25 protein-coding genes are annotated in these 26317 nt (G+C 40.0%); 7 read left to right on the top strand and 18 right to left on the bottom strand.

What is annotated here, in order from left to right:
• The first annotated feature begins 3 nt into the window (after positions 1-3).
• The 5 genes from EAX61_RS06845 to EAX61_RS06870 all read left to right on the top strand — a co-directional run bounded on the left by EAX61_RS06845 (position 4) and on the right by EAX61_RS06870 (position 3327).
• Positions 4-1005, top strand: a complete 1002-nt coding sequence (locus EAX61_RS06845; RefSeq protein ID WP_121916938.1) for an NAD(P)H-dependent glycerol-3-phosphate dehydrogenase — start codon at positions 4-6, stop codon at positions 1003-1005.
• Between the two features lie 644 nt (positions 1006-1649).
• Positions 1650-2405 (top strand): hypothetical protein, encoded by a 756-nt coding sequence (locus tag EAX61_RS06855; RefSeq protein ID WP_121916940.1) that lies wholly within the window; start codon positions 1650-1652, stop codon positions 2403-2405.
• Between the two features lies 1 nt (position 2406).
• Positions 2407-2802, top strand: coding sequence for a DUF5675 family protein (locus EAX61_RS06860; RefSeq protein WP_121916941.1), 396 nt, complete (start codon positions 2407-2409; stop codon positions 2800-2802).
• 4 nt (positions 2803-2806) lie between these two features.
• Complete coding sequence (locus EAX61_RS06865; protein WP_121916942.1) at positions 2807-3091, top strand: hypothetical protein; 285 nt, start codon at positions 2807-2809, stop codon at positions 3089-3091.
• A 5-nt stretch (positions 3092-3096) separates the two neighbouring features.
• Entirely contained in the window at positions 3097-3327 is a 231-nt protein-coding gene (locus EAX61_RS06870; RefSeq protein WP_121916943.1) for a hypothetical protein, read from the top strand.
• 300 nt (positions 3328-3627) lie between these two features.
• Here the strand turns inward: EAX61_RS06870 and EAX61_RS06880 are convergent, their stop codons facing one another.
• Positions 3628-4239: a hypothetical protein gene (locus EAX61_RS06880; RefSeq protein WP_121916945.1), complete on the bottom strand. Its 612-nt coding sequence runs from the start codon at positions 4237-4239 to the stop codon at positions 3628-3630.
• Between the two features lie 1128 nt (positions 4240-5367).
• Between EAX61_RS06880 and EAX61_RS06890 the strand changes: the two genes are divergently transcribed.
• Both EAX61_RS06890 and EAX61_RS06895 read left to right on the top strand, forming a co-directional pair.
• On the top strand, positions 5368-6594 hold the full coding sequence (locus EAX61_RS06890; protein ID WP_121916947.1) for an ImmA/IrrE family metallo-endopeptidase: 1227 nt from the start codon (positions 5368-5370) through the stop codon (positions 6592-6594).
• A gap of 4 nt (positions 6595-6598) precedes the next feature.
• Positions 6599-7192: a P63C domain-containing protein gene (locus EAX61_RS06895; protein ID WP_121916948.1), complete on the top strand. Its 594-nt coding sequence runs from the start codon at positions 6599-6601 to the stop codon at positions 7190-7192.
• A gap of 185 nt (positions 7193-7377) precedes the next feature.
• Here the strand turns inward: EAX61_RS06895 and EAX61_RS06900 are convergent, their stop codons facing one another.
• The 17 genes from EAX61_RS06900 to EAX61_RS06980 form a co-directional block, all read right to left on the bottom strand.
• Positions 7378-8061: a P-loop NTPase family protein gene (locus EAX61_RS06900; protein ID WP_121916949.1), complete on the bottom strand. Its 684-nt coding sequence runs from the start codon at positions 8059-8061 to the stop codon at positions 7378-7380.
• Complete coding sequence (locus EAX61_RS06905) at positions 8058-8756, bottom strand: hypothetical protein (protein WP_121916950.1); 699 nt, start codon at positions 8754-8756, stop codon at positions 8058-8060. The genes EAX61_RS06900 and EAX61_RS06905 overlap by 4 nt, the downstream gene beginning before the upstream one ends.
• 5 nt (positions 8757-8761) lie before the next feature.
• Positions 8762-9040, bottom strand: a complete 279-nt coding sequence (locus tag EAX61_RS06910; RefSeq protein WP_121916951.1) for a helix-turn-helix domain-containing protein — start codon at positions 9038-9040, stop codon at positions 8762-8764.
• Between the two features lie 187 nt (positions 9041-9227).
• Positions 9228-10085, bottom strand: coding sequence for an RteC domain-containing protein (locus tag EAX61_RS06915; RefSeq protein ID WP_121916952.1), 858 nt, complete (start codon positions 10083-10085; stop codon positions 9228-9230).
• Positions 10086-10200: 115 nt separating this feature from the next.
• The gene (locus EAX61_RS06920; RefSeq protein ID WP_121916953.1) at positions 10201-12165 is read right to left on the bottom strand and encodes a heavy metal translocating P-type ATPase; all 1965 of its coding nucleotides are present in this window, start codon (positions 12163-12165) and stop codon (positions 10201-10203) included.
• Between the two features lie 11 nt (positions 12166-12176).
• Positions 12177-12383: a GDCCVxC domain-containing (seleno)protein gene (locus tag EAX61_RS16630; RefSeq protein ID WP_083798876.1), complete on the bottom strand. Its 207-nt coding sequence runs from the start codon at positions 12381-12383 to the stop codon at positions 12177-12179.
• 5 nt (positions 12384-12388) lie between these two features.
• Positions 12389-12976, bottom strand: a complete 588-nt coding sequence (gene merTP, locus EAX61_RS06930) for a mercuric transport protein MerTP (RefSeq protein ID WP_121917036.1) — start codon at positions 12974-12976, stop codon at positions 12389-12391.
• Positions 12977-13035: 59 nt separating this feature from the next.
• Complete coding sequence (locus tag EAX61_RS06935) at positions 13036-13449, bottom strand: Fur family transcriptional regulator (RefSeq protein WP_121916954.1); 414 nt, start codon at positions 13447-13449, stop codon at positions 13036-13038.
• Positions 13442-14083, bottom strand: coding sequence for a cation diffusion facilitator family transporter (locus EAX61_RS06940; protein WP_121916955.1), 642 nt, complete (start codon positions 14081-14083; stop codon positions 13442-13444). The genes EAX61_RS06935 and EAX61_RS06940 overlap by 8 nt, the downstream gene beginning before the upstream one ends.
• Before the next feature lie 5 nt (positions 14084-14088).
• Positions 14089-15315, bottom strand: a complete 1227-nt coding sequence (locus EAX61_RS06945; RefSeq protein WP_121916956.1) for an efflux RND transporter periplasmic adaptor subunit — start codon at positions 15313-15315, stop codon at positions 14089-14091.
• A 5-nt stretch (positions 15316-15320) separates the two neighbouring features.
• On the bottom strand, positions 15321-19766 hold the full coding sequence (locus tag EAX61_RS06950) for a CusA/CzcA family heavy metal efflux RND transporter (RefSeq protein WP_121916957.1): 4446 nt from the start codon (positions 19764-19766) through the stop codon (positions 15321-15323).
• A gap of 119 nt (positions 19767-19885) precedes the next feature.
• Positions 19886-20194 carry a DUF6660 family protein gene (locus EAX61_RS16725; protein ID WP_041566902.1) on the bottom strand — a complete coding sequence of 103 codons (309 nt, stop codon included), beginning with the start codon at positions 20192-20194 and terminating at the stop codon, positions 19886-19888.
• Between the two features lie 47 nt (positions 20195-20241).
• The gene (locus tag EAX61_RS06960) at positions 20242-21969 is read right to left on the bottom strand and encodes an efflux RND transporter periplasmic adaptor subunit (RefSeq protein ID WP_121916958.1); all 1728 of its coding nucleotides are present in this window, start codon (positions 21967-21969) and stop codon (positions 20242-20244) included.
• A gap of 4 nt (positions 21970-21973) precedes the next feature.
• Complete coding sequence (locus EAX61_RS06965) at positions 21974-22465, bottom strand: DUF305 domain-containing protein (protein WP_121916959.1); 492 nt, start codon at positions 22463-22465, stop codon at positions 21974-21976.
• 25 nt (positions 22466-22490) lie between these two features.
• Entirely contained in the window at positions 22491-23198 is a 708-nt protein-coding gene (locus EAX61_RS06970) for a PepSY domain-containing protein (RefSeq protein ID WP_121916960.1), read from the bottom strand.
• Position 23199: 1 nt separating this feature from the next.
• On the bottom strand, positions 23200-23769 hold the full coding sequence (locus tag EAX61_RS06975; RefSeq protein WP_236641999.1) for a DUF2911 domain-containing protein: 570 nt from the start codon (positions 23767-23769) through the stop codon (positions 23200-23202).
• 34 nt (positions 23770-23803) lie between these two features.
• Complete coding sequence (locus EAX61_RS06980) at positions 23804-26305, bottom strand: heavy metal translocating P-type ATPase (RefSeq protein WP_121916962.1); 2502 nt, start codon at positions 26303-26305, stop codon at positions 23804-23806.
• Between the last annotated feature and the right edge of the window lie 12 nt (positions 26306-26317).

Genomic DNA, 26317 nt, shown 5'->3' on the forward strand with positions numbered 1-26317 from the left:
AATATGAAACTAAAAGTCGGATTATTAGGGGGTGGCTCTTGGGGGACAACAGTTGCATCGCTCACTGCAAAAAATGCAGATGTCACCATCTGGGCGCGTAGTGAGGAAACGGTAAACGAGATCAATGAACATCATACCAATCATAAATATCTACCTGGTGCAACATTGCACAAAGGGTTAAAAGCATCGACCAGTTTTGAGGAGGTCGTAGGAAACGCAGACGTGTTGATAATGGGTGTACCATCGCAACATTTCCGGCAAGTTTTACTGGACGCCAAACCTCACATAAGACCGTGGATTCCTATTGTGAGTCTTGCCAAAGGTCTAGAGTTGGGCACTAAAATGCGTATGACGCAGATCATCCAGGAAGAACTTCCTGGGCACCCAGCTGGGGTCCTGACTGGTCCTAACTTGGCTAAAGAAATACATAGTGGTAAAGCTGCGGCTGCAGTAATCGCAATGGTAGACGATGTTATAGCCAAAGAGCTTCAGGATATCTTTAATTCTGGCGTGTTCAGAGTATATCGTAATACAGATGTTATAGGATGTGAACTAGGTGGTGCACTTAAAAATATTATGGCAATTGCCACAGGAATGGGAGATGGGGCAAATGCTGGGGATAATACCCGAGCAGCGCTTATAACAAGAGGACTTTCTGAACTTACGCGCTTAGGAACAGCAATGGGAGGGAAGCGGCGCACCTTTGCCGGACTTGCGGGGATGGGCGATCTAGTTGCCACTTGCTCAAGTTCTAAAAGTAGAAACCACCACGTAGGGTTTCAATTGGGCAAAGGAAAGAGTCTGGACGAAATCATCGAAGAAATGAATGAGGTGGCAGAAGGTGTAAAAACAGCTAAAGCGGTTATGGAGCTTTCTAAGGAATATGACGTTCCTATGCCTATATCGGAGCAGGTTTACAATATTCTCTATGAAGGAAGCTCCGTATATGATGCCTTTAAAGGCCTTATCCAGATGGAAAGTGGTTCTGAGGCTGAGCCAGGATAGCAATGTAATCTATTGCTTGATTTCGATCAGGATGAATATGCCCATAGAACGAAAAACCACGTTCAAAAAAATGAACGTGGTTTTTAATAGTCGTGACCTCGACAGGATTGCCGTAAAACCACGCATTATGCAGTATTTTCAGGGCTTAAACAGTTAGTCAAGATATACAACTGACCGATTAACTACCATTTTTAATGAACTTGCTTGAATTGTTTTGATACTTTCAAGACTATATAAAGATAACAATTTCCAGTATTCAAACCTACATAAACAGCACTAAATACTATGAAACTTGCTGTAAATATTCTGTGATAATTTCCTCTTCTATGCCGCTATATTCGGCGAATTCTTTGACGGTTACAAACTGATGGGATTGCTTATCAAAGTGCCTTCTAATATCATTTAAAAGCTTCCTGCCATAGCGTTCGCTTCTGCCAGTTAGGCAATGCACGTCTTTTGGGAATATGCAGGCTCTTAAAATCTTCATAGTGATACACTATCCATACGTCATCCATAGGGAATCCTTGCTTGAAGTATAGGTCATTCTCGGCAAAAATCGTGCTAATCGGCTGAGGTGGTATGGGTTATTTCTCTTTCCTTACAAATCTACTTTGATTTGTTGAGTAATCATAAAATTTTTAAAAATGGCAAGACAAACTGGTATTATCAAACTGAAGGGAACACTTGGCGACATTTCCTTTTACAAAAGCTCTGACGGGCACTTGGCGCGCACCAAAGGTGGTGTGGATGCCAATCGTATCGCCAATGATCCAGCGTTTCAAAGAACGCGTGAGAATGGGTCTGAATTTGGACGTGCCGGCAAAGGCGGCAAAGTCATCCGCAATGCTATCCGTGTGCTTTTGCAGAATGCAAAAGACAAGCGTGTGGTAAGTCGATTGACAAAAGCACTTGTGGCAGTAACCAAAACGGACACGGTCAACGAGCGTGGCGCCAGAACTATCGAAGATGGTGATATGGCAACGCTACAAGGCTTTGAGTTCAACCTCAATGGGAAACTTGGTGCAACCTTGTTTGCTCCTTATTCCACCACTCTCGACCGTGCAACTGGCGATGTGGAATTGAACTTGGCACCATTTGCACCAGCGGTGCGAATTGCTGCTCCTGGTGGAACTACACACTTCAAAGTTGTAACTGGTGCTGCAGAGCTTGACTTTGCAAATGAGACCTCGAGCTTCGAGAGTGCTGAGACGGCAATTTTGCCGTATGACGGTGCAAACACCGCAGCCATCAACCTTGCGGTCGCTCTTCCAGCTGGATCGGCGTTGCCGATTGTGCAGGTGGTTGGAATCGAATTCTATCAGCAAGTGAACGGGCAGATGTATTCGTTGAAAAATGGTGCATTTAATGCGCTTTCAGTTGCAAATGTAGATAAGGTTTAAGATGGACCTCATCCTGAAGCGAAGCTATTTTGAAAAGGGTACCAACGGTGCCCTTTTCATCAATGGCAGATTCATCTGCTTTACGATTGAGCTGCCTTGGCAGGACAATCGGCGGAATGTTTCTTGTGTTCCGGAAGGCGCTTATGAGGTTGTACCGAGAATTTCGAAGCGGTTTAGAAATCATCTTCACATTTTGAACGTTCCTGGTCGTAGTTTGATTCTCATACACCCTGCAAATGATGCCGCAAAGGAACTGCGCGGCTGTCTATCGCCAGTTTCGCAACTCTCAGGCATTGGAACGGGCTGGTTATCTCGGGCTGCATTGCAGAAGCTGTTATCGCTCTGCTATCAAGCCTATGACCGAAAAGAAAAAGTAACATTAACTATAAAATCTTAATACAATGAACCTTGTACAACGTTATAAAAAACCAACACCGAAGTTTTTCAAGACTTTGAGAAATATAGGTATCGCATTGGCCACCGCTGGCGGTGCCATTATCGCAGCTCCCATTGCACTTCCTGCAGCTGTTGTAACCGTCGCAACCTATATGACCGTCGCTGGCACGGTTGCCACAGCTGTAAGTCAAGCAGTAGTTTCAGATGATTCCGCTTCCGCGAAAGCGAAAAAAGAAAAGTCTGAGGATATAGGCAAAACTGATTCCCGTCTAAGTAGGAATGAAAAGTAATCGCTATGCCACACCGATATCTTCCAACGATAATGGGCACTTTTGGTGGTACTATCGCTGCTACTGTTCCGAGTATTGACAGTGAGAGCTTCTTGACCTCAGCAATTATGGCAGTATTCGGTGCGACTATCAGTTTCATAGTGTCTTTACTTCTCAAGATTTTGGTTAAGAACCGTATTAAGAAGATACTTTCGCGAAGTACCAATCGGCAGGTAAAAAAGCGTAAACGAAAATGACATCGGTAATTGAGTAAACCCTGGAATTAGTTCTAGGGTTTTTCTTTTAGCAGGATGTTTCTACTTACTACCAAAGCCCACCAATATTATTTTAAAAGAAAAACAAAAAAAGAAAGCAATCTCTCTGGTGGCGTGGCGATGCTGTCAAGTTTTTTGGTAAAAATCTTGCGACCGACCGATAAAGGGTTGAAAAAAATGATGCGTTTCTTCGGCGCATTATTTTTTTCAAAACCGATAGGCCTGAACTTTACTGCATCATAACGCTGGCCGTAGGAAGCCAACTATATTTGTGACCTTTTTTTATTTTATCGATTCTAAGCTTTTGATGAAAGAATCATAAACATCACTGTGCTCTAAGACGAAAAATATAGTTGCATTTCTTAATTTATTGATGTCGAATGTGGTTTGATTATATTGTTTTGATACTATATAATTCTCCGGACTCAAATCGAATATTGTTTTGAAATGACTAACATTATTCTTTATTAATGGATAAAAGTTTTCAGTAGCGTAGTTGAACCACTTTTTACCGACATCCTTTAATTCTGGTCTGATGGATATTGAATATAAGTGCAACGCATCTACTTTGCCATTGCCAATATTGTTAACTAAATAATCAGTTTTACTAACTGAGGACTTCAAGCAAGATTTTATATCAATATTGCGGTATAGTGATTCAAATAAGCAGCCGTAAAATGTTTGGGCATATTCTTTAGCACTATTAATTGGGTTGTAACTGCCGGTTGTAGCTTTGTCAGTGGAAATACTACCATTGTAAAATTTAGTATTTATTCTTGGTTCAATTTTTAGTCCTATAGCTCTTCTATCATAATTGTATAACCGGAAATTTAACTCTAAGGCAATAAAATGACCTAATTCGTGTATAAATACTTTTTTGAAATCTTCGTTCATTTTCTATTACTAAGTGTATAGGATTAATGTATAACGCAAAGGTCTTTTTATTTGTTGTTAAGCAGGTAATCCAAAAGGCGCGAGCCGCCTGCGAGATGAGCAAGGGTGCCGTGAGTGGGCGCCTGTAGGCACGGAAGGCGGTCACGGCTATGTTGTACACTAGGTGGCGCAGTTTTTTGATTCTTTTTAATGGAAGGATGAGGTTTCTTGATATGGGTAAGTGCTGTGCGTGAGTGTAGTGGCTGACGATAGGAAGTCGCGGAAGGAAGGTACAGCTCTTACTTGCCAGGACGGAAGCTGTAACACTTTTTCTGTGTTACGGCTGTAGGACGTTATTGCATTTACAAGTGTTTATTAACTAGACATCAAAAAATGTGACACCGTATAAGCCCGCAGCGACACGCAGGCTCGCAAAACGTGAAGCGGCGGTTGTCCCTTACTAATTATGCCGGCGATAGCCGTCCTATTTGGGATTTTAAGGGACAATAGTAGCCGCGAGTGCAGAAGGCGTGGAATGTGTGGAATAAAACAAGCCAGCACTTCTGGATGGCGCGTTGGACGTGTGGCGGTCCCGACAAGGGCAGGCAAGATGTGTGTTTAATTTGAAGACCTATTGCTAATGCCTGTTTATATACCCTTGTCGGGATGTTTTATGGAACAAAATGGAACAACTGGCGCACACCTTATTACCTGCCTTCCCGAATGTTAATGCTATTACTGCTGTTTAATTGAAAGACAAATCTTTCGACGATTGTGCGCGCAAAGGCAAAGGGTACGAGCAATGATTATCTAAATGAAGATTTAAAAAAAGATGCGTCATAAATTAACCATAGCAGTTAGTTTATTATTTGAATGATTGTGGTAATCATTGCTGGTACCGCGCGGAACCGTAGGCTCTTGTTAGTGAAGAGTGAATGGACGAATGTAGCGTGCGGAATAAGGTAATGAGTGATGAGCTGGCAAGTGCCGTAGGTGGGGTATTAAAATTGAATTATGAATGGTTGATAGGAATAAAATATAAGTTAATAAGTTTGTTAAAAACGAGCGTAACAAAAAAATGTATGGATACATCTTTTGCGTATTTTTACAGAAATTCTATAAATAAATTTTTATACATACATCTGATATATGAGTAAAAAGCATTCCGATATTGACGATATTCTAAGAAAAGTATTTGAACCAAAACCCACACAGATTAAGGAAAATCTTGAAGAATTGTTCGAAAACAGAATCGACAGTTTAAGTATTACTAAAACTACCGCACTTAAAATGATGGGGATGACGGTCAGGACCCTTGATGGAATACTCACAGGGCAGCAAAAAATGTTGGATTACACTCAATTGATTAAGCTGTCTAATTTCTTGGGTGTTGAACTTGAAGAAACTACCGTTTTGTATGTAAAAAAGTTACAAGAGGTTCACAACCCTGAAGAGGACTTAGAAAAGATGAGCCAGAAAGTAAAATTTGTCAACGAAAAATTCAATCTGGCGGAAATGCGAAAAGTGGGATTAATAAAATCTCTAAGTGATTACGATGATATCATTGAACGCTTATGTAACTATTTTGGACTTACAAATATTTTGGACTACAGAGAGCCTGATATAAATGTTGCTTTTAGCTCGGGTAAACGCGCTAAAAGAAATTGCGCTATTATGAATTGGATGTATCTCGCCGAGAAAACTTGTATTGAGCTAAGAAACACAAATGAATTCGACCAGGAAAAATTAGTATCTTATTTTCCAGAAATTAGATGGCAATCTATGGATGTTGACAATGGTTTGGTCAATGTAATTCAACAGCTATATCAACTTGGCGTGACCGTTGTATTTATACCTTCATTTCCCTCACTACATATTCGAGGTGCTACTTTTGAAGTTAATAATAAGCCCTGTATCGCCTTAACAGATTATGTAGGCTTCTATCCAACCTTGTGGTTTGCGTTAGTGCACGAGTTGTACCACGTATTGTTTGACTGGGACGAAATTAGGCTTTCTTCATATCACATTTCTCAAGAACAACAAAAGAGCCTTGATAGTCATTCTGCAAATGAAGTTGAAGCTGATGCATTTGCAAGAGAGTACTTCTTTTCTACGAGTAAAACAAATGAGGTGCGTGGTCTTATTAAAAATGACAATTACATTAGAGAATTTGCTTTGTCTAATAATGTACACCCGAGTTTCATCTATACGTTTTACGCGTGGGATACTCCTGATGCCGACAAATACTCTTGGGCCAGAGCTAAAAAATTTAATCCTGATACAACGAGACTGCTGCGTAAAATAGATTTTCCGTTTGGTAATAATATGTCATATAGCGAGCACATAAAAAATTTAAGAAGAACGATTTATAACTAAAATTATGAAAAAAACAGAGATGACTCCAGAAGAGTTGAGACAGGTACAGGCATTACAACAGAGCAAGAATGCTCAAATGCTCAAGCGTTTTATTCTTGATAAAACGGAAGCCAGAGTAAAGGATAAAACCTCGGACGAGTCATTAGACCAAGAGATTCTGAAAAGGAAAATTCTTGATACTATTGAAGACAAATGGAAGCTAAAAAATCTTGATGCGAAGGTCCTCAAAACACCTGCCGAGTATGAGCCGATTTTTACCCAAGAATATTATAAAGAGATGTTCAGGCTTAAGGGCTGGGAATATCAAGGGGTAATAGCAGAGAAACCGTGGATGGCGGGAAGACATACTAATGAGATAATCTATTTTCGTTTCTCACAAGAGGTTCTGCCATTTTTGCGGATTGTAAATCCATTCATAATGCCTGGAATCAGAAAATATAAACATCATCAATATTTGACACAGGGTGAGAGAGAGCTCCTTAAACAGTTTATTGAAGAAGCGACTGAATGTATGAGAGGGCACGCTGACTGGAATTGCTTTAGGATTGATTATTGCAAAAAATACAATGTACCATATCAATTGAAATTCAGCTTATAAAGCATTTTGTAGCCGTATATGGCATATATAAACGTAATTCTAATTAAATTCATTTCATCTGCTCCCAGCAGGAACTTATAAAGCTATTGTTTAAACCCTTTTGTCAGCACTATTTTCATCAAACGATATCAGGTTAAACATTTACTCGCAGGTTTTCTATTTTCCAAATAGGTGCTCGTGAATGTTCAACCACGCTTATCGGTGCTATTTGATGGAAAACTAACAAGGTTGAACATTTCCCTCATTCGTGACCTAACTCGCTCGCCGTATTTCTCTTGTAGCTCGTCTGCGTTGAGGTTGGTGGTGATATGTGTTTTGATGCCTTTCTGTTTGAAGATGTCGTATCTGGAAATGAGGATTTCGCCCATCACATTGCAGTCCTTGCCGTAATAACGGCCTACGTGCTCAACACCCAAGTCATCAAAGCAATAGGATTTGTGGTCTTCGTAATCCTGTATCATTTTGAAGCCTATTCCATTAAAACCAAAAACGATATTCCGGCACGGAATGAAGTTGTAACCGCGCTTGTGTGGAACGATGTGCGGTAACAACCGCATCAATGTGGTTTTACCACATCCTACTGGACCTGTTAATAGCAGGCCTTTATCTATGTCGATGTCGTACTTCTTACACTCGACTGCATCAGCTACGAAGTAGCTGCAGAGCTTGTACAACAATTGTTTGTCTTCATCGTAAAGTTTGAAGTTCTTACCGAAAAGTAACTTCCCTTTGGCATCAATGTAGCGAGCTATGCTTGCGAAATCGTATTGGATAAAGCTACCGTCAAACGTACCGAGCTTATATTCCACAGCACCTTCAATAATGATATGAGGGTTCTTTGGGTCGAATGTAGTATCCGGTGTTTTCATAACGGCTTATTATAATTCTTGTTCCGAGTGGTATGCAGGTTGTCCTGACCCTTCGACAAGCTCAGGGCAGCGTTTTGGGACAGCTCGTTTTTATTTTTTTCTTGTTTGAGTTCTTCGGCTTTTAGCATCCAATTTTTTGCGGAAGCGTGCCAATTCTCAATTTTGATTTTCCCGCCAATCTTCCAGCCGATAGATTGGTAGTGATTGAAGAATTTTTGCGCTTCGACTTCTGGCCACTCTTCTTTTTTAAAAAATTGTAGAACTTCAATTTCATTTTTAGGCTTGGGTAGTTTATAACTGTTTAGATTAGTTTGTATATGTTTATTATAACGTACCACTGCTTGTCCTTGATTTGGGACAGCTTGGTACACAGCTTGTTCCAATACTTGTCCAGAAGTTGTCCCGAATTTGAGCATCTTAATTTTTGACCCTTTAAATGGATTGTGTGATGGCTCATAGACCAAATATTTATAGTGATTTAACTCCTTAACACAACGGTGATAGGTAGATTTTGACCCAATCTTTGAGAGCTTCATCACATCTTCACGGTTGACGTGAAAGCTTTCGCGAAAGCGATGGTGATTCCAAAGCTGGAACAACGCCAGATATAAGCTGATGTGTGTAGGATTTAACCGGCTATCTTCTTGGAATGCTTTGAAAACTGCGTTGAGGTGCTGGATGTAGTTGACTTCCATTTCATCTATTGAGAATTATCAATACGGTTCTCGAGAATTACTTTGGTAATCTCATCGGCATCGTAGAAAATGATGCCACCAATTTTAGAATAGGGCAGGGTGCCGTTTATTCTCAAATTTTGAAGTGTTCCTGGGCTTACCTGTAGCAATTCCATAACCTCAGCTGACTTGAGATATTTCTTCTTTTTAGGTTGAACAGGTGTCTGAATAAGTTCTTTTAGGTCCTCGAGTAATTCCATTTTGAATTCTCTTAGGTCATCTGATGTGATAATCGATGTGGGCATAGTAAAACGGTTTAAAATTAAAACAACCGCCGAACTGATTGCAGTTCAAAGCGGTTGCTTTGCTTTGCTTTGACTTGACATTCGTTTTACAAATGTGTGGTTGTTTGATGAATTTTATTCCCAAGTTGGGAATGGGTTGGTAAGAGTTTTAACATTTCAAAGTGGTTAAGTTACTCATTCCTTATGTCTAATATCTTTCATCATCATTTTTCATTTTTTGTTCAAGATCTGTTTTGAGCTTAGTTAAAAATCTTGTTCTATCATTTTTACGCTCTTTAATTTCAAAATAGGTGCGATAGAAATTTCCTAATTCTAAATCAAATAATTTTTCACAGACCAATGCCATCTTATTGATTTCTGCCTGACCATTTCTAATCGCACCAGACGCTTGCAGTGCATATATAATCTCAACTAAATCAGTCTTGGAAGCGGTCCAGGATAAATTATTAAGAATTGCTGGGCTGTCTGGCTCAATTGATAAGTTGAGTTCTTTTTTACGTAGTCTATCCAATTCTTCATTATAATGTTCAATCAACAAATCATAGGCTATTATCTGAGCTGCCAAATTATCGTGACTGGTGCTAAATTCTGGATCTGTATAAAAGTGTGAAGAGTCAGACGCTAAGCCTATCTCGTCTTTGCCACGTACGAAATAGTATTTGTCTAAATTTTTTTCATCCCTTCGATAGTAACCTACAAAATCAATGTTTTTAAAATTATATGCCTCCAACTTCAATACGGCTTCATCAATGTGCGCCCGTTGTTTTGCTATACTTCCTTGAGGTTTGAGAAGTAAATATTTATGAAGTTTTACAAAAAACTTTAGTCGTCCATATACATAAGGTTTTGTGTATTTGAAGAAATGTACCTCAGCTTTTCTACTTCTAAATTTTGATGATCTAAGAGTAGTTCTGAAACTATGAATACACATTCTTGACTTTGCAATTCCATTGCTTACGATTGCTATATCTGATAGGTCAGATGTAATGATGGGTTCAATTTCTGTTTTGTAATTTGAAAGTGTAGCGAGTAAATTTTTTTCCATTGGTTGATGTTTGCCAAGAAAATTAATTTAAAAACAATTCCTTTCATAACAGAAAACCGTAAATGTAACTTTTGAGTAAGTGAATCATCCAGTTGACTTATTGAATTCTACAATGCTATTCCCACTTCATTTTCTGTAATCGCACAGCATTCAGAATAGCAAGCAATGCGACGCCCACATCTGCAAAGACTGCTTCCCACATTGTGGCGAGACCTCCAGCGCCTAATATTAATACAATAACTTTCACGCCAAAGGCAAGTATGATATTTTGCCAAACAACCCGACGTGTAGAACGGCCTATTTTTATCGCTCTTGAGATTTTACTGGGTTGATCTGTTTGTATAATAACATCTGCGGTTTCAATAGCCACATCGCTACCAAGACCGCCCATCGCGATTCCTACATCACTAGCCGCAAGTACAGGCGCATCATTAATACCATCACCTATAAAAGCCACCTTAGTATCTGGTTGCTGTTTTAATTTTTCCACCTCATTGAGTTTGTCTTCTGGAAGCATTCCACCTTTTGCCCAGTCGATGCCTAATTCTTTTGCTACTTCTTGAGTGATAGAATCCTTATCTCCAGAAAGCATAATAATCTTATCGATTCCTGCTGCCCGTATTTCTTTGATCGCTTGATGCGCATCGTCTTTCAATTCATCGGCGATTGTTACATAACCTGCAAATGCGCCATCTATGCCTACCATCACTATAGACTCAACAATGTTATCGGTTGCTGCTGGAACTTCTATCTGATGTGCTGTCATCAATGCTTTGTTCCCAACTAAGACTGTTTTTCCATTTACGCTACCTTTCAAACCTTTACCTGCAATTTCAGAAACGTCTGTAGCGTTATAATCTGCTCCTTCAGCTTTATATTCCATAATGGCTATTGCTATTGGATGCGTGGATTGCTCTTCCATTGCCATTAGGTATTTCATAAATTCTGCTTTCGCGAAAGCGGAACCAGTAACAATTTCTTTAATCTTAAATACTGCTTTAGTGACCGTTCCCGTCTTATCCATCACTACGGTATTAACTTGAGTCATTGCATCGAGAAAGGACGCACCCTTAAAAAGAATACCATTACGTGAAGCAGCTCCCAAACCACCGAAATAACCTAGCGGTATCGAGATAACCAAAGCACAAGGACACGAAATCACGAGGAATATCAATGCACGATATAACCAATCTCTAAACACATAATCATCTACAAAAAAGTAAGGAAGAAACGTCAGGCCGATGGCAAGGAATACAACGATAGGCGTATAAATCCGCGCAAATTTTCTAATGAACAATTCCGTTTTTGATTTTCTAGCAGTTGCGTTTTGCACCATATCGAGAATACGTGCAATGGAACTGTCCTTAAATTCTTTTGTTGTTTCAACTTCAATAACTCCATCGAGATTAATACTTCCAGCAAAAACACTATCGCCTTTAGCAATTGTATCAGGCTTGCTTTCACCTGTCAAGGCCGCAGTATTAAAAGATCCCTTTTCAGAAAGCAGAATACCATCTAGTGGGACTTTTTCGCCCACACGCACTTGTATCTTTTCGCCAATTTCAACTGTCTCGGGATTTACTGAAACATAATCGCCATCACGATAAACTAATGCCTCATTTGGTCTTACATCGAGTAGGGCTTTTATATTTCCTTTTGCACGGTTAACAGCCGCATTCTGGAAGAGTTCGCCCACAGCATAAAACAGCATTACGGCTACCCCTTCTGGATATTCTCCAATCGCAAATGCACCCAAGGTGGCAATGGACATTAAGAAAAATTCTGTAAAGACGTCTCCACGCATAATACTTTTCCAACCTTCTTTAATAACTGGAAAACCTACAGGTAAATAAGCAATGGTGTACCAAACAATCCGTACCCAACCTTTAAAGGCTGGAATGGCATCAAAATAATCAACAGCTATGCCTAGAATAAGCATTACAAAGCTTACTATCGCAGGGATGTACGTTTTAAATGCACTTCCATCTCCGTGATCGTGATTGTGACCATCATCGTGAGAATGTTCGCCTTGATGTTCTTTTGGGTCTATGTCACGTAAGTTTACTTTTTTCTTTTTCATCTAATTTTGTGTTAGCAACAACTTTTGTTTTGTTGAATTGGTGGACAAGGAACGGTTCCGTATGAGCAATACACGCAGCAATCTCCTTCCTTTGGTTTGAGAACTATTTTACAATCCTTACATTCATAAAAGAACTGACAGGCATTTGTTGGCATATTTTCTTCTTTTTTATAACCACAGGCTGGGCAAGTGATTTCCGATTTTAATATGGTTTGCATCAATTTTATTTTTTATCAGTTACTTTATACCCTGTAGCATTAATTGCTTTCTCAATTTCCGTTTCGTTCGTTTTAGTTTTATCATACTTAATAATTGCGTTAGCATTTTCGTATGATGTTTTTGAATTTACAATTCCGTTGAGTTTATTTACTTCGTGGTTTACGTGTGCTTCACAACTGGCGCAGGTCATACCGCTTATTTTATACTCTGTTGTTTTGATATTTGAGTTATTAACTATTATGATTTGTTTTTCGGTTTTTGGATATAACATACTTGAGTAGTATGGGAAAGCCAACATCACAATTGCAAATGCCGTTACAATACCTAAAAAGGTTTTTGAATACATAAATTTTGGTTTTTCATCCGTTTCACATTCGCAGTCTATTTCTTTTTCTGGTTTCAATTTTTGATACCAAGCAAACAGAAGAACCAATATGGTTAGCCCTATTAAGTAAGGTCTAAATGGTTCTATCCAAGAAAAAGTTGAAGCTACACCACTTGTTCCTGCAATTAATGCCAAAACAGGTGTGATGCAACACAATGAAGCTGTAATTGCTGTTAGGATACTTGTAACCGCTAATTTATTTTTCATTTTATTTAATTCATTAAGTACAAAAATGCAAAAAATAGTTGCGCAACTGTTGTGCAATGTCAACTACTGCACTTTTCACAAACACCTGTCACAACAAGATTTACATCTTCGGCTACGTAGCCATCTGGAAGGTTGATGTGTGGTATTTTATGTTCTGTCAAGCAAACAGTTTCATCACAATTACTGCAATGAAAATGCAAGTGTAAATCTTGATCTATCTCGCAATTGCAACCTGGCTCACAAAGTGCGTACTTATTGATTCCGGTACCATCTTCTATTTGGTGTACAATACCGTTCTCTTCAAAAGTTTTTAATGTTCTAAAGATGGTAGATCGTTCCGCTTTCGCGAAAGCGGTCTCTATATCAAGCAAAGCCAGTGCAATCTTTTGTTGAGCCAGATATTTGTAGATCAAAATGCGCATTGCGGTAGGACGCACCTTATGATCGCTCAATGTTTTTTCTATTTCAGTCATTTTTCGCGATGTTATAATTGATGTTTCTGGCTTTGTTGTAGGCTTCCCAGCCTTCTTTTGCCGCATAGGGCACGATAAGCAATGCTGCCACAGGGTCTGCCCACCACCAGCCTAACCAATTGACCAATAGTAAACCTATAAGAACGACCACGGTTTGGTATAGACAAATAAAGGTGTCTTTAGCATCGGCCATTAAAGCTGGACTGTCCAGTTTCTTTCCATATTTTCTTTTGAAATATATTAGAATTGGATTTACAGCGAGGGAAACCAATAATATAATAAGTCCCAAAGTGCTCCAGTTTGCAGTTTCTTGATTTATAAGCTTTGTAATGGAGTCATACGAAATGAAAACACAGATGAGCGTAAATGAAATTGCTATTACGTTTAACGTGATTTTTTGTCTTCGTTTTACTTTTTCTTCATCAATACCTTTAATCTCGCCGTGTAGTCGCCAGCCTAATGTTCCCGCACTTACGACTTCAATTGTGCTGTCTAATCCCCAACCAATCAATGCCGAACTATTGGCCGTAAATCCTGCTATAAGCGAGACCACTACTTCAATAACATCATAAATAACATTCCAAATCTGTAGTGTCCTGGCTTCTTTTAAATTTTGTTTTCTTGCTTCTTTCATATCTTTTAATGTTCGTGTTCAGTTTCTCCCTTTTTCATTTCTCCCATCAGGTAATAGGCATTGTTGAATGCAAAACGTGTGTTAGGATCTGGGGTTTCAAAAAAGCGTATGGCTATCCAGTCGCCATCTTTCTCGCCTGTTGTAACCTCTACTGGTTTAAAACTCCAAGCATCGCCTTCCCTTTGCGCTGTAAATACATAATTCTTTCCAGCTTCTGTAACTATGGCACTTTCAGGTAGTGCAGTAGTCTGTTGGTTATCAACTTCAATTTTACCTTTTATATACATACCAGGGATAAGACCACCTTCTTTATTCTCAATTTCAGCGTGTACGTGAACCGCTTTTGGATCTTGCTCAAAAGTTTGACTAACCGAATAAATTTCGGCTTCCAACTCTTTTCCTGGCCTCGATTGAATACTGAAACGTACTTTTTGGCCTTTCTTCACTTTGTCCACATCTTTTTCAAAAACCATTAAATCTGCGTGCACGTGGTCTGTATCTACTATTTGCATTAAGTTGGTCTGTGGCTCCACATATTGCCCAGTCTTTATAAATACTTTTTCTACGACACCTGCTATGGGACTGCGCAATGCCACACTCTGATAGATAGTACCATTGCGCACACCACTCGTATTGATGTTGTACTGTCGCAACTGCGCTTCAAGCCCTTTTACCATTGCGGTAGATGACTGATAGTCTGCCGTTGCTTTTTGGAAATTCATTCCTGATGCTACACCAGCTTCATAAAGTCTTTTTTGACGTTCATATTCCTGTTTCAGAAATTTACTATTGCTGTAAGCGTTCAAATAATCTGATTGAATCTGGATGATGCTGGGATGTGATAAATAAGCCACCGCTTGATTCTTTTTGACTTCGTCTCCTTCTATAACCTCTATGGATGCCACATTTGCTCCTGCAAGCGCGGTAATATTTGCTTCGTTTTGCGGTGGTACTTCCAGCGTACCGTTTGCTTCTACATAACCACTCATATTGCGTTGCGCGAGCGTGTCAATTTCCATTTGTAAGGCATCAAACTGCTGTGCCGTGAGCATTACTTCTTGAGCTTCGCCTTCGTTAAGGTTTTCTTGACCGGTCTCACCCTCAGAATTGTTTTCTTCTGTATCAGAATGGGTGGCTTCATCGTGGCCATCTTCAGATTTTGTGTCGCCACAGCTGAGTAATGTCAATGCAAAAAACATTGCGGTAATCGGTATATATTTTATCGTTTTCATCTTTTTTAGTTTTGGAAATATTGTAAATCAAACAGGGCTTCTAAATATTTATCAAGTGCATCGAGCGCGTCCATTTCGGTCTGTATGGCATCACGTATTATTTGCGTGAATGCTGCATAATCCAGCGCTCCTTCTTTGTATGCCAGCAATGCACCTTTGCGCTGGTCTATGGCAAGTGGCAAAGCTTCGGTTTTATAGAAAAACCAGGTATCCCGCCATCGTGCATAATTTTGTTGTGCCTGTATGAATTGCGATTGTAGCTCACGCTGTTTAAAGGCTGCATTGGTTTCTGCAATCTGTGCATCGAGTTTAGCAGCCTTTGCACGACTACGGACAGGTCCAGAAAACAGTGGTATGGAAATCCCAGCTTGATAGGTATAAAAACCACTATCGCCATTGACACGTTGCAGGCCACCTTGCAGATTAAACTGGGGCAGTAAATTTGCCCTTGCTGCGTCATAGCTTGCTTGTGCTTCGTCTATACGCTTTCGCGAAAGCGATAACTCAGGATGATCATTCAATGTATTATTAGACTCTAAAATTGAAATTTCACTAGCTCCCAATTCATCAGAAACGCCGTACATCGCATCTGGTGTCAACCAAAGGTTGAGCTTTTGCAAGGCGATGAAATAGTCTGTTTCTGCCTGCTGAAACTTATTGTTAATTTGTAGTGCTTGATTGCGCGCAGCAGCATATTCCAGTCTTGAAATGGCTTCCACTTCATAATTGAGTTCTACAGATTGTGCAAACTGATCATAAATGCTGTCCAGTTCTCGGTACAAAACAAACTTCTTCTTTGCCTGAAAAGCTTCTGACCAGGCCTTTTTGACTTCCCGTTCTATCTGGATTTCCGAAAGGTCAAGAGCTGTTTCGGCTAACTGGATGCGTTGTTGTTGCAAACGTTTTTTAGCACCTATTCCCAGTAGATCAATATTCTGTTGACCGATACCTATCAAGGTATAAATACCCTGACCATCTGCCACTTCTTCGCCACCCGTAAAGATCTGTGTACTACCGAAGTCGTAGGCATTGCCTGAGAGTGCATTCTGTCTTTCGATTTCGAGCTGGCTTGCTTTGAGTACAGGATAATTTTCTTTGGCAATTTCTACAGCTCGTGATAATGTGATGGGCGTGATGCTGTCCTTAGCAATGAGATCTTGCACAGGTGCTTGTGATTGTTGCGCTCTCCCTTCGACTGCGCTCTGGGCAGGCGCGAAAGCGGTGCCACCTAACATAAAACCAACTATCAAAATCGTAGTCAAGCCTTGCGGATTAAACGAACCAATCTTATTCTGCTCTTTGCGCTCGCGTCTCTTTTCTATAAAGGTATATAGTACGGGAAGCACGACCAACGTGAGCAGCGTAGCTGTAAGCATTCCACCGATAACTACCGTAGCGAGCGGCTGTTGGACTTCTGCACCGGCCGATGTGGAAAATGCCATAGGTAAAAAGCCGAAAATATCAGTGGTGGCCGTGAGCATAATGGGACGAATACGTTCTTTAGTCCCTTGAAATATTCTATCCTTTATACTTATCACACCTTCTTCTTTTAAGGAATTAAATCGGTTTATAAGTACCAGTCCGTTAAGAACTGCAACACCAAATAGCACAATAAAGCCGACACCTGCCGAAATACTAAATGGCATATCCCGCAACCATAGGGCAAACACACCACCGATGGCCGCCAAGGGAATCGCTATGTAAATCATTAGCGATTGTGAAAAGGATTTTAAGGCAAAGTACAGCAGTATAAATATTAAAAACAGGGCGATGGGCACAACGATTATCAAACGATCCTTTGCGCTTTGTAGATTTTCAAACTCACCACCATAGGTAATATAATAGCCTGATGGCAAGTCCAGTTCTTCATCTAATTTTTGCTGAATATCTTTTACTACAGACTCCACATCCCTGCCTCTTGCATTTACACCTACGTAGGTTCTTCTATACGTATTGTCACGTGAAATTTGCATAGGTCCAGGGACGTATTCAATTTCGGCTATTTCGATAATGGGTATCTGATTGCCATCCTTAAGATCGATATACATATTGCGTAGGTCATCGATACTTTTTCTATGGCTTTCATCAAATCGTACCACGAGATCAAATCGTTTCTCGCCTTCAAAAATTACTCCTGCGGTTCCCCCAGCGAATGCGGTACTTATGTAATCATTTACTTTTTGAATATCCAGTCCATATTGCGCCATTTTATCACGCTTATATTTTACGGTCATCTGTGGTAATCCTGCAGTTCGTTCTGCACTCACATCACCAGCGCCAGGAACGGTCTGTATAATCGCTGCCATTTCCTGAACCTTTTGTGATAACACCTCTAAATCTTCGCCATACAGCTTTACCGCAATATCTTCTCTTACACCTTCTAACAGCTCGTTAAATCGTAACTCTACTGGTTGTGTAAAGACTAAATTCACACCTACGAGTTCTTCATCTAATTTGTCTCTAATGGCATCTATCAAACCTTCTTTAGTAGTAGCTGTTGTCCACTGGTCCATATTCTTGTTTAGGATGATGTACATATCTGCAATATCCATAGGCATAGGATCGGTAGGAATATCTGCAACACCTATACGAGCTGTGACTGTTTTAATTTCAGGGAAATTTTCTAATAGGATAGTTTCTATTTTCTTGGAAACTTCAATAGATTCGGATAATGAACTTCCTGGTCTAATGAGTGCTTGCATTGCTAGGTCTCCTTCATCAAGCTGGGGCACAAATTCTCCACCCATATTAGAAAAGATAAAACCAGCAATAAGAAGTAATACGGCAGCAGCTGATAAAACAATAAGTTTTAGTTTAAGGGCTCCCTTTAATAATGGCATATATGTACTATGAATAGCACCTATAATTTTATCACTTATTTTTTCGAGCCAGCGCTCAAACCTGCCGAACCAGTTTTTGGTATTTTGTACTGGTTTCATAAAAAGCGCTGCCATCATAGGCACATACGTGAGACACAAGATGATGGCACCTATCATTGCAAAGCCAAAGGTGTATGCCATAGGTTTAAACATTTTACCTTCTACACCAGTTAGAAAAAGTATAGGCGTAAAAACGATGAGGATAATTATCTGTCCAAAAAAAGCGGAACCCATCATCGTGCTTCCTGCATCATAAGCTACTTTATCCATCACTCCTTGATTGAATTTTAGCTTGCCAGACCTAATTCGTTTTTGGATCTCATAAACCGTTCCTTCTATAATAATTACCGCACCATCTATGATAATCCCAAAATCAATAGCTCCCAAGCTCATTAAGTTTGCCCATACATTAAACTGCTTCATCAGGATAAAGGCAAAAAGTAAGGACAAGGGTATGGTCGTGGCTGTTATGATTCCACCTCTTAAACTACCCAGCAATAACACAAGGGCAAAAATCACTATAAGAGCACCTTCCAGTAAATTAGTTTTAACCGTATCTGTAGTTCTGGCAATAAGCTCACTACGATCAATTATAGGGGCGATCGTTAAACCTTCTGGCAGGGATTTTTCAATTTCTGCCATACGATCCTTTACATTTTGAATAACTGCATTAGGATTAGAACCCTTGAGCATCATAATCATACCGCCCACGGCTTCCTTACCGTCTTGGGTAAATGCACCATAACGTACCTGACTCCCAAAATGGACACGCGTTGCTACATCTCCAATTGTTATGGGAATGTTGCCTTCGTTGATAATCGAGATATTCTTGATGTCTTCCAAAGAGCGAATAAGACCTTCACCTCTTATGAAATTTGACATTTTATTTTTTTCTATGTAAGCACCGCCTGTATTCACATTGTTCCGAGCGAGAGCCTCATACACTTGTGAAATACTAATACCCAAACTATTCAACTTATCTGGGTTGACAGCGACCTCGTACTGTTTAATACTGCCTCCATAAGAGTTGACCTCTACCACGCCTTCCAGTAATGTGAGTTGTCGTTTGATAACCCAATCTTGCACGGTGCGCAGTTCCATAGGCGAATACTTGTTTTCAAAACCCTCCTCTGGCTTTATAGTGTATTCATAGATTTGACCTAAACCAGTAGAGATGGGACCCATAGATGGACTTCCAAATTTTTCAGGGATAGATTCGCCCAGTTCGTTTAGTTTTTCCTGTACCAGCTGTCGAGGAAGATAGGTTCCCATATCGTCTTCAAAAACGATGGTTACTACAGAGAGTCCGAAACGTGAGATAGATCTTATTTCGGTAACGCCCGGTAAATTACCCATAGATAATTCTACAGGATAGGTCACGAACTGTTCAATATCTTCCGTTCCCAGATTGGGCGATTGCGTGATGACTTGCACTTGATTATTGGTAATATCTGGCACAGACCCAAGATTTACCGTTGCCATTGACCAGATACCAACTCCTATAAGAGTCAACGTAAACAAGCCAATAATAAATTTGTTATTGATTGAAAAATCAATGATTCTGTTAATCATAGATTAATGTATTAATTCAGTTAAAAAACGAGTTTGCGTTTTCGCGTAGCAAAAACATAGTTGAGCATTCCCATTAGGAAAACTTCAAAAAAGGATATAGTTATCCTATGAAAACTGAATTATGCCCGAGGTGGCTGAAAAAGGGAATGGGGAATATCTTTGCCAAGGTCATCGAAATGGGCAAAGAATTCTTGAGGAATAGCAGGCTGTAGCGGTTGAAATGCAACAAGCCCAAAATTTATCGTGTGAACGTGACAACAATGGCATTGGCAAAAAGGCGAGCATAACTCACAGTCTTGGTCGTGGTCGCCATCAATATCGATTACTGTAACTACTTGGGTATCATCAGCTCTATTTGCCGCATCGCTACAAGGCACTACATTGAGTGCCAAGAAATAAAACGATAAAATGATTGCTACAACTTTCACAATGCAAAGATAAAATTTTTTTGGTGCAACTGTGTTGCAAATGATTTTTACAACGAATCAATCACACTTCCGCAAGTCAACATTGCATCGCCATAGTATGGATTTCTTATTTCTTCTTCCATACTTAGCCATACCGCACCTTTATTGTTATTTGCCATAGGGCATTTCTGAATGTAATAATTTATCGAGTTTTTTATGCTCATTGCAATAGGCACGATATTCTCGTTTAGAATGACGAAGTGAGCGCGCTGGTTTTCCAGATTATCATTGTTTGCAACGGCATCCAGCATCTCAATACTTTTGGTTAAGTGTTGTTTTTCCATCGTACTTAAATCATCAGTCGATATTGCTTTTAATTTTAATGATGTCGCTTTCGCGAAAGCGGAAACTTGACTTGCATCGCTTGCTACAAGGGCATCTTTCATTTTGAGATATGATGGTAATGCTTTGTCGAAATCAGAACTAAACGCATTGCTGAAACTCATTTCCATATCGCCCATCATTGCTGATTCGTCCTGCATCATTTGCTGATTCATCATTGATTTTTTACCCTGTAACTGTGCCGCTGCATCTACTGTAAATGTTCCATTGGTAACAATTTCATCGCCATTATTTAATCCGGCCGATACTTGGTAAGTTTCGCCAGAGCGATTGCCCAAGGTTACTTCGTGCATTTCAAATACAGGCTCGTTAGGATTGGTTTTCACATATACCAATGAGCGCTCGCCCGTCCATAACACAGCACTTGCAGGCACGGTAAGGGTGTTTTCCATAGTTTGTGTTGCGCCTTTAACCTTACCTGTAACAAACATTCCTGGTTTAAATAGGTCGTCTCTATTTTGAAGGGTTGCACGTACCGTTACCGTTCTTGTAGCATTATTTAAAATTGGGTCAATAAATGAAATTGTTCCCTCAAATTCTTTATTTGGATAGGCATTGGTCGTGATGTTGATTTTTTGCCTAACGTTGAATAGCGCTATTTGATTTTCATAGGCATCAAATTCTGCCCAAACCGAATTGAGGTTGCTCAACTTCACAATAGGCTGTCCTTGATTTACATAATCGCCTTGTGCTGCCATTACTTCTGAAACCGTTCCGGAAACCGTTGCATAAATCGGGAAATTCTCTCGTACCGTTCCACTTTCTTCAATAGCATTGATTTGTGTATCTGAAAGTTTCCAGTTTTTGAGTTTATTGCGAACTGCTTTATACAAAGCGGGTTGCGATTCTTTCAACGATGCTGCGGTAATCAATTCCTGTTGTGCCGCTACAAGGTCTGGTGCGTAAATGGTTGCGAGCAGCTGACCACGATTTACTTGTTGACCTTCGTAGTTGACGTTGAGTCTTTCTATTCTTCCTTTGAAATAGCTGGCTTGCACAGTATTGTTTTCTTCATTAGCAGCTATTTTTCCAGAAAGGGATGTCATCCCATCATCATCGCTGGCTTCTGCATTGCCCACGATAGTGGTTTGAATATTTGCTAATGCCATAGCATTTTCGGTCATTTTTATCTCGTTTGCTGCGAGACCTTCAGCACCAGCTTCAGCAGGGATTAAGTCCATTCCACATATAGGACAATCACCAGCTTCGGGTTGCATTATCTTTGGGTGCATCGAGCACGTCCACATCCGGTCTGCGCTCTCACCAGAGTGGTCGTGGTCTGACATTTCGGACATATCCTTATTTGAATCACTTGACCCATTTCCAAAAATGAGCCAGCCTGCGCCCAAACCTATGATTACGGCTATTGCTATATATAAAATGTTCTTATTCATAATCTTATTTTTCGTTTTCTAAACGTTCAATCATTTCTTTCATTTCGGCAATTTCTCGTCGTTGTGCCTTAATAATATCTTCTGCCAGTTTTTTTACTTCTGGGTCTTTAATATCTGCACGCTCACTTGTTAAAATTGCTATAGAATGGTGCGGTATCATTGCTTTCATCCAAAGTACATCGCCCACGGTTGATTTTTGGTCGCGTACCAGTCCTAATGCTCCCAAAAACAATATAACACTACCTGCGAGAATTGCAATATTCTTTTTCTTGTCTTTATACATATTCAACATAAATAACAACATAATAACAGCCATAGTAGCTATTCCTAAACACACCATATAAAATCGTGTAAGACTGAACCACACGTGGTCAAACTCGTAGGTATTTAAATACATTGTGATGTACATTGCTATAAATGATGACCCTAGCATAAGGAAGAATTTAGTGTATTGGCTCATTCCTTTGTTCTTGTTTTCGTGTTCGTTTGAATTCATAATTTTTGGTTTTATTTGTTACTAATTATTTAATTTTCTTTTTTAGTTTTCTGATTGATGGGGAGCTGATATACCACAAAACGAAACCGCTTAAGACAGTTATCAATCCCAAAAGTGAAAATGCCCTTAACAACAACGTGTTGAAATTATCCCTTCCCTGATAATCCATCGTATGGGTCATCCATAGAAAATCAAACCAGCGCCAGTCTCTGTGTCTCACCGTTTGAAAAGCGCCATTTTCAACCGCCACATAGGCTTTTAAATTTTGTGGTGTCTCATACGAGATTTCATAAGCTGGAAGTGGGCGACCTCGATATTCGTGATGTGGCCCTACAGAATCGACTAATTGAATTTTTGCTATTTCTAAATCGTCCAACATATACCTATTTGCAACTTGTTGTGCCTCTTCTTTAGTAATTCCATTTTTCCTTTGACCGGTTCTTGCATTATAAAGCTGTGCATCATTAATCCAATAATAAGGTTCATTGGCTATTTCCAGTAATTCCAAAGATTGTATGGGTTCTTTAATAGCCAGTTGGGATGTGCCGAGCAAATTATTAAATGTGGTCTTTAAAGGTGCTTCTTTCTTAAAATGGTCGCCGTGTATCTCGTCGATGTCTGTCCAGCTGAAATACATCCCACTAATCGTCCACATCAGAAACTGAATCCCTAAAAAGATACCCAAATAGCGGTGCGCTTTTCTAATCCATTTCGCTGTTTTTCTGTTCACCATTTTACTTTATTTCAAAAGGAAATTCAATCGTGACTTTTTCCCAACTCATTGATATTGTTCCGGAAGTCTCAGTTGTTTTGTTTACTTTATACTCTAAATGTTCCTTGATTTCCTCGGAAATTTTAGGTGTCACTTTAAATCGTAATACATCATCATTTTCAGTATAGTCGTCCTTACCGTGTTGGTTCCAATTCCTGTTGAAAATGACAGTCCATTCTTCTTGATTCGGAATTACAAAAAATCCATATTTCCCAGCTTTTAATTCTTTACCGTCAATTTGTATATCCTTGTTTGTTTCCAACCAAGTAGCCATATGGGCACCAGCCTGCCAGACTTGGTCGTAAGCCAACAATCCACCGAAAATGATTCTATTCCGCACGCCTGGCGACGAATAATCTATATGGATATGTGTATCGCCTATCATCGCCATTGCCGATGTATGTGGACTTAGGGTTTTTTTGTTCTCAGATGTAGGTTCACTTGGGGTATGATTGTGTTCTGTCTCTATTTTGGGATTATTCTTTTCTTCATTTTTACAGCCGATGACAGCAACGACCAATAGAATTATCAAAATTTTGTATTTCATAATTATTCAATTAGTTAGATTATATGTTTTTACTTTTTAGACGTAATGAGTTGGCAATTACCGATACCGAACTGAAGCTCATCGCCAAAGCCGCAATCATTGGCGATAAGAGTATTCCAAAAAACGGATACAGTAGTCCTGCTGCAATAGGGATACCCAGCGTGTTATAAATCATTGCAAAAAAGAGGTTTTGTTTGATATTGCGCATTACTGCATCACTTAGGTTTCTTGCCTTTACGATTCCGTGTAAATCGCCTTTCACCAAGGTAATTGCTGCACTTTCAATGGCAACATCTGTTCCTGTACCCATTGCGATACCTACGTCACTTTTTGCCAACGCTGGGGCATCGTTTATACCATCACCTGCCATTGCAACCACCTTGCCTTGTTCTTGTAATTTCTCGACTTCTTGTAATTTATTTTCCGGTAGCATACTTGCCTGAAAATCGGCGAGGTTAAGTTCGTCCGCGACAGCCTGTGCAGTATCGTGATTATCACCCGTAAGCATTATGACTGCAATTCCCTTATCCTGCAAATCCTTTATAGCTTTTGCGCTCGTTTCCTTGATTTTATCACCTATGACCACGTAACCAGAAATTTTACCATCAATGGCGAGATAGGAAACCGTCTTACCTTGCTTTTGATAAGATTGCGCTTCGTTTTCCATCACTTGAGTAAGTGTAGCATTCGCCTGTTCCATCATTTTGGCATTTCCTAAAGCCACTTCTTTTCCGTTCACTTTCCCTTCAACACCTTTTCCAGTAACCGCACTAAAACTATCAGCTTTTAAAAATTCTGCGCTTTGTTCTTTTCCATATTTTACCGTTGCTTCCGCCAAAGGATGTTCACTTTGGCTATTAAGGGATACAATGTATTGTAGCACTTCGCTTTCGCGAAAGCTTTCATCAAAAGAAACCACTTTTTCAACTGTAGGTTTTCCTTCGGTAATAGTTCCAGTTTTATCCACGATTAAGGTATCAACCTTATCCATTTTTTCAAGTGCTTCGGCATTTTTGATGAGCACACCATTTTGTGCGCCTTTGCCGACACCCACCATTACAGACATTGGTGTAGCAAGTCCCAAAGCACACGGACAGGCGATAATCAATACGGCGATTGCATTGACCAAGGCATAAACATAGGCTGGTTCTGGACCCCAAATTGCCCAAACGCCAAATGTAACAACAGCGATTATAACAACGATTGGCACGAAATATCCCGAAACGGTATCGGCCAACTTTTGGATGGGTGCACGGCTTCGACTGGCATCGTTGACCATCTGTATTATCTGTGATAACAAGGTATCGGAACCTACCTTTTCAGCTTTCATTAAAAAGGACTGATTGCCATTAATAGTTCCGCTACTTACTTTATCATCTACTGATTTGTTTACGGGAATGGGTTCACCAGTAATCATCGATTCGTCGATGGAAGTTTCACCTTCGGTAATCACGCCATCCACGGGAATCTTATCGCCCGGCTTCACACGTAGGATATCGCCCAATTCAATTTCATCGATGGCCACTTCCTGTTCTTCCCCATCAACTACCTTTATAGCCTTGTTAGGTGCCAATTTTAAAAGTTCCTTGACTGCGGAATTGGTCTTGCTATGCGCACGAGCTTCGAGGACTTGACCAAGTAGAACCAAAGTTAGAATCACCGTAGCAGCCTCAAAATAGACGTGAACCGTACCGGCTTCGGTCTTGAATTGGTCAGGGAAAAAATCGGGTACGAGCATCCCGAACACGCTGAAGAGCCAAGCAACGCCAGCACCGATACCGATAAGCGTAAACATATTTAAGTTCCACGTCTTTATACTGCGGTAGGCACGGTCAAAGAACATCCAAGTAGCGTAGAATACCACAGGAATAGAAAGCGCAAATTGAATCCAGTTCCAATATTTTAATTCTAAAACATCATATAAGGGGTTGTTGGGCAGCATTTCGGACATTGCAATGATAAAAATGGGCAATGTGAAAGCGACCGCTATCCAGAACTTTTTAAGAAGTTTTTTATAGGTCTTTTCCTCTGCGGATAAATCGGGTTCCATAGGAACTAAATCCATTCCACAAATTGGACAGCTTCCCGGTTCGTCCTTAATAATTTCTGGGTGCATCGGGCAGGTATATTGGGTGTCGGAAGTAGCCGTTAGGTTAACTTCTTCAACCAAATCCATTCCGCAAACAGGACAGTCGCCTGGTTTGTCGTAAGTCTTGTCGCCCTCGCAATGCATCGGACAGTAAAATGTTCCCGTTCCTTGACTTTTGGGTTTCTCAACTTTCTTCTTATCGTGGGTATGCTGCTGTTCGCCATTTTGATGGATACTGTATTGCCCACCATCCGCTTTTAGAGCCTCTTGAAATTTTTCGATGGGAATATGTGCTTGCATTTCGATGGTCACTTCGGCTTTTTCTAAATTGACAGATGCATTAGTTACACCTTCTATTTTGGAAAGCGTCTGTTCGACGTGGTTTCGGCAACCGTTACAGGTCATTCCGTGTATGTGATAGGTGTGTGTCATTTTATGATTGGC

Source organism: Dokdonia sinensis (assembly GCF_003688895.1).
GTDB classification, from domain to species: domain Bacteria; phylum Bacteroidota; class Bacteroidia; order Flavobacteriales; family Flavobacteriaceae; genus Dokdonia; species Dokdonia sinensis.